The organism is Cupriavidus sp. HMR-1 (genome assembly GCF_000319775.1).
GTDB classification, from domain to species: domain Bacteria; phylum Pseudomonadota; class Gammaproteobacteria; order Burkholderiales; family Burkholderiaceae; genus Cupriavidus; species Cupriavidus metallidurans.
Window position 1 is genome coordinate 1 of the sequence record NZ_ANKP01000195.1, and the last position, 5,303, is coordinate 5,303.

Below are 5,303 nucleotides of genomic sequence, written 5' to 3' on the forward strand. Positions count from 1 at the left end.
GCGGGCGCCGCGGAGGTCGTGGCGGCGGTGCCAGTGGGATCGGTGGATGGCCTCGACACGCTCCGCGCCGTGGCGGATCGCGTGGTCTGCCTGAATATCCCCGAGAACTTTGGCGCGGTCGGCGCGTTCTATCTCGATTTCACGCAGACCTCGGATGACGAGGCGTTGTCGCTGCTGCGCGAGGCCGCTGCCGTCGCACCGCCGATGGCCACGCATGGTGCCTGGTCGCGCAATGGTGGCGTGTCGGGAGGTGGGGAGTCAGGACACCTCAGCAACGGACCGGCTGCCCACTGAGACCAGGTCTCAGACTTTATTGAGGCGTGCTTTGAGATGCGGCACCAGCCCGCCCGCGTGCAACAGCGCGCGCAGGAAATCGGGCACCGGTTCGCAGGATATGCGCCGGCCATCGCAGAGCCTGATCTCTGCCGCATCCAGGAAGAACGTGGCTCGCGCTCCGTCGGCCAATGCGGTCGTATCCGCGCACACTAGCACCGGCAGGCCAATGTTGATCGCGTTGCGATAGAACAGCCCGGCGAACGACGGCGCCAGCACGGCCGCCACGCCAAGATGCTTCAATGCCTGGGCTGCCTGTTCACGTGAAGACCCCATGCCGAAGTTGCTGCCTGCGACGATGACGTCGCCGGGTTTGACCGCGCCTGGGAACTCCGGTCGCAGGTTTTCCAGGCAGTGGCTCGCCAGCACGTCGAGCCCGTCCTTCATGAATCGGCCCGGCGCCATTGCGTCGGTATCGACGTTTTCGCCGAAGCGCCAGATGCGGCCAGAGGGCGGGGGTTGGAAATCCGGAGCCGGGGTCATGCCAGTAACTTGCGCGGGTCAGTGATGCAGCCAGTGGCGGCGCTGGCTGCCACGGTCATGGGCGATGCCAGCCATACGGCGCTACCTGCATCGCCCATGCGGCCGGGGAAGTTGCGCGCAGTCGAGGCGATGGCGCGGCTGCCGGCCGGAAACCGTGTGGCGCCGTAGCCCGCGCACGCATTGCACGCGTTCGGCAGCAGCTCCGCGCCGGCATCCATCAGCACGCCGAGCGTCCCTTCGCTGGCCGCTTGCAGCTGGTCGCGCAGCGAAGCGGGCGCGACCTTCAACGACACGCCCGATGCCACTTTGCGCCCGCGCAGCACCCGCGCGGCCATGCGCAGGTCTTCGAGCTTGGCGCCGGTGCAGGCGCCCAGATAGGCGATCTCGATCGGCGCGCCGGCGGCCTGGTCGACCGGGCCGCTGTTGGCCGGCGAATGCGGCGCGGCTACCTGCGGTACCAGCGTGCCGGCATCGAAGCGATGTGTGGCCAGTACCGGTGCGTCCGCATCGCTGCGCCACTGGCGCGGTTCGATAGCGGCGAGCGTGGCGGCATCGACGCCGGCATCTGCAAGCCATGCCATCGTTGTGGCATCCGGCGCGATCAGCGCCGTTTGCGCGCCAAGCTCGGTGCTCATGTTCGTGAGCGTCATGCGCTCCTGCATCGACAGCGTCTTTACCGCGTTCCCCGTGTATTCGATCACTTCGTAGCGGCCACCCGCCATACCCAGTGTGGCGCACAGGAACAGCATGACGTCCTTGGCGCAGACGCCGTCAGACAGCGTCCCCTGCCACTCGACCCGGATCGTGTTCGGCACACGCAGCCAGATCTCCCCCGTGGCCAGCACGCCGGCCATCTCCGTGGCGCCTATGCCGAACATGTACGCGCCAAAAGCGCCGCCCGTGGGGCTGTGGCTGTCGCCGCCGACGATGAAGCGACCGGGCAGGACATGGCCGCGCTCGGGCAGCACTACGTGGCAGATGCCTTCGTTGTCGATGAAGTTCTGAATGCCCGCTTCACGCACCCAGTCGCGCGTGAAGCGCAGGATCGATTCGGCTTCGGGGTCGGCCGCAGGCACGTAGTGGTCGGTGACCACCACGAATCGGGACGGATCCCAGACCTTTGCGCCGAGTTCGCGCAGCAGTGGCGCCACGCGGCGCGGTCCGCTCGAGTCGTGCGACATGGCCAGGTCGACCTTGCACATCACCACCGATCCCGGCGTGACATGCGACACACCTGCCGCGCGAGCGACCAGTTTCTGGGCGAGCGTGGCGGGCAGTTGGCTGGGGTCGACCGCGGTCTTGCCGTGCGGCAGGGTCATTCGGGCTTGGCTCCTGAATACTTCACCACCGTGGCCCAGCGCTTGACGTCCTGCTTCACGAAATTCGCGAACGTCTCGGGCGGCATGGCGCTGGGTTGCGCGCCGTCGGTTTCCAGGCGCTTGCGCACTGCGGGCTGCTCGAGCCCGTGGCGCGCAGCTTGGTACAGCGCCTGTGTGATCTCCGGCGGCAGATTGGCCGGGCCGAACAGGCCGAACCACGCGCTGGATTCGAAACCCTTTACCGTGGCGCCAATCGGCTGCGCGCCCGGAAACTGCGGCAGCGGCGTCGGGCTGGTCACGCCGAGCACCTTGAGCTTGCCAGCCTTGACGTGCTGCGCCACGTTGATCGTGCTGGCGAACATCAGATCAACCTGGCCCGCGAGCAGATCCGTGATGGCGGGCGTGGTGCCCTTGTACGGGATGTTGACGATATACGTGCCCGTCATCATCTTGAACATGTCACCGGCCAGATGCACCGACGATCCCACCGCGCCAATGCCGAAGTTCAGCTTGCCCGGCTCGGACTTGGCCAGACGGATCAGTTCGGGGATGTTGTTGGCGGGCAGGTTGGGCCGTGCCACCAGCACGCTGGGCACGGTGGCCACGAGTGTGATCGGCGTGAAGTCCTGGATCGGATCGAACGGCAGCTTCTTGTACAGCGTCGCGTTGATCGTATGGCTGGTGAAGCTCATCAGCAGCGTGGTGCCGTCGGCCGGGCTCTTGGCCACCATGTCGGCAGCGATATTGCCGCCTGCGCCGGGGCGGTTCTCGACCACCACGGGCTGGTCCAGCGTCTGCGACATTTCTTGGGCGATCGTTCGTGCCAGCGTGTCGGTGGTGCCGCCCGCAGGCGCGCCTACCAGGATGCGGATCGGCTTGCCGCCAGCGATCGCAGCTTGCGCGGCCTGTGCGGAAGGCGCGATGCACCACGCGGCCAGCGCGAGCAGCGCGGCGCAGGATGCGCGCCGTCGGCTGCTGGCGGATTGCAGGGCAGACTTGCAGACAGGCTGATGCTCGCCCGGGCGAACGACTGGCATGACGAAAGCTCCTCGGTTGTGATGTGGAGTGCGCAGTATCGCCCGATTCCGATTCGTCGCGTGGCCGGTACGAGGAGTGGGTCCCGGCCTCGCCCGCAGGTCAGTCGCGCAGGCCCGTGCGGGTTTCGTTTTCTACCCACACGTTGGCGCTGTCCCCGCCGCCCATCGGCGACAGTTCCATGCGGTATTCGTAGCGGTCGGGTCGATACTGGCCCATCAGCAGTTGCACCGGACGCCCATTCTTGTCGAGCACCACGCGGCGCACGGCCAGCAGCGCGCCGCCAACAGGCACGTCGAGCAGCGGGGCCACAACCACGTCGGCCAGGCGGGCCGTCAGCACTTGCGACGCGCGGCCCAGCTCCACACCGGCGGCTTCCAGCAGGCGCAGCATCGGCGTCGTTTCCAGATCCTTGCGGGTCAGCGAGCGGCCCAGGTCGATCGGCAGGTAGACCGTGATATGGGACAGAGGGCGGTTGCGGTAGTGACGCACGCGCACGATCTTCACCACGGGATCGCCCACCTGGATCTGCAGCGCTTCGGCGACTTCAGGGGTGGCGTGCACCTCGTCGATCGAGATGACCTTGACCGCAGTCTTCTCGCCCATGTCGATGATGGCGCCGAGCAGGCTCGTGGCGCGCTCCTCGGTGACCTGCGGCCTGACCGGATGCGGGTTTACGAATGTCCCGAGTCCGCGATGGCGGCGGACCAGACCTTCCTGAACCAGACGGTCGAACACGCGCCGCATCGTCACGCGCGAAGCATGAAATTGCTTGGCAAGGTCGATTTCGCCTGGCAGCGGGCCCTGGCCGAAGCGGCCTTCCACGATCTGCTGGCGGAGCACCACGTAAATCTGGTGATACAGGGGAACGACGGCTTCACTCATGGTTTCCCTTGCGTAAGCGCTGACAAGTCCTAGACGCGTGTAATGTACTTTAAATCAGACATGGCGGCCAGCATCAAACGCACTCGCGGCGTGCGAAGCACAATCCGCGACCACATGTGTTGCGAGACGGCATCGAACGTCCGCCAGACGCAAGAAAAGACGGGACGCAGCGGCGATTCCTTCACGCGGGGGCGTCGACTTATGCTCGCGCTGCCCGGTTTCACGCGCTTGCAGCATGACGAAGCCGACACTGACTGGTCAGGCTTGCCGGTACCTTGAGGGGTGGTGGTTGGGGGGCGGTGGCATCGCTGTTTCACTGTCGTTACGCGGGTTGCCGTCTTCAGCGTGTCACTCGTGCCTTCGTAACACGTTGAATTTCTGGCATTTTTTTCGGGCGCGACGGGCCGGTTCGCCTGACGGCCAAAATCGGTGTCACACCGCTGTGACATGTCTACTCCCATGCACAGGTTCCGCGCGAATGTGCGGCGCACAACCAACGAAAAAAGTTCCCGGAGAAACCCGCGCCAGCCTTTGTATTTCAACGGGATGCGCCGCGCGCCATGCGTGCTGGCACTGAATATGCGCAGGGGAAGGCTGGTCCGGCAACCGTGCGGGACCTGAACCTCCAGCCGGCGTTCTGCCTGTATGAGCGTTGGCCGGAGGCTGAGCCGCAATGTGCAATTCTCCTGGGAGCAACGTATGAACAAGACATTACTTGCGTCGGCGGTTGCGCTGGCACTGGGCATTAGTGGCCAGGCGCTAGCAGACCCGACGAACAACAACACGAACGGCCACGACAACACCCAGACTGCGTCCTCAACAAGCAACACGCAGAATGGCGGCGGCGCCGCGGCGAATGATGGTTCGACGGCTCTTCAGGCGAACGGCAACTCTTCTACTTCGACCACCAACAAGACGAAGAACACCAGCAATACCAACACCAACTCCAAGAATCACACCGACCAGGACATGAGCGGCTATGGCAACGCCGCAGCGGCCAATGGCAGTACGGCTACCGCCAACTTCACCAACTCGTTCAACTCCAGCAAGGCGCTGGCCATCAGCAAGCTTGAAGGCTATGTGACTGGCAACTACATCCACAACATCGGTAACGTTGCCACCAACAATGGCAGCGCCAACGGTGCAGCGGGTGGCAAGGGTGGCGCGGGCTATGGCGGCACCGGCAAGGGCGGCTCGGGTGGTTCGGGTGGCGCCAGCGGCGCTGGTGGCGGCGGCGGCAGCGGCGGC

At 65.5% G+C, this 5,303-nt stretch carries 4 protein-coding genes and 2 pseudogenes; 2 read left to right on the top strand and 4 right to left on the bottom strand.

The window, feature by feature from the left end:
- A pseudogene (locus D769_RS20080) lies at positions 1-294 on the top strand (phosphoribosyltransferase); the annotation flags it as partial.
- A gap of 9 nt (positions 295-303) precedes the next feature.
- Here D769_RS20080 and D769_RS20085 read toward each other — a convergent pair.
- The 4 genes from D769_RS20085 to D769_RS20100 form a co-directional block, all read right to left on the bottom strand.
- Positions 304-816: a 3-isopropylmalate dehydratase small subunit gene (locus D769_RS20085; RefSeq protein ID WP_008648873.1), complete on the bottom strand. Its 513-nt coding sequence runs from the start codon at positions 814-816 to the stop codon at positions 304-306.
- Positions 813-2,135 carry a 3-isopropylmalate dehydratase large subunit gene (locus D769_RS20090; RefSeq protein ID WP_008648875.1) on the bottom strand — a complete coding sequence of 441 codons (1,323 nt, stop codon included), beginning with the start codon at positions 2,133-2,135 and terminating at the stop codon, positions 813-815. The genes D769_RS20085 and D769_RS20090 overlap by 4 nt, the downstream gene beginning before the upstream one ends.
- Positions 2,132-3,172: a tripartite tricarboxylate transporter substrate binding protein gene (locus D769_RS20095; RefSeq protein ID WP_008648876.1), complete on the bottom strand. Its 1,041-nt coding sequence runs from the start codon at positions 3,170-3,172 to the stop codon at positions 2,132-2,134. The genes D769_RS20090 and D769_RS20095 overlap by 4 nt, the downstream gene beginning before the upstream one ends.
- Before the next feature lie 100 nt (positions 3,173-3,272).
- Positions 3,273-4,055 carry a GntR family transcriptional regulator gene (locus D769_RS20100; protein WP_008648877.1) on the bottom strand — a complete coding sequence of 261 codons (783 nt, stop codon included), beginning with the start codon at positions 4,053-4,055 and terminating at the stop codon, positions 3,273-3,275.
- A gap of 699 nt (positions 4,056-4,754) precedes the next feature.
- Here D769_RS20100 and D769_RS31940 point away from each other — a divergent pair.
- Positions 4,755-5,303 (top strand): annotated as a pseudogene (locus D769_RS31940) (hypothetical protein); the annotation flags it as partial.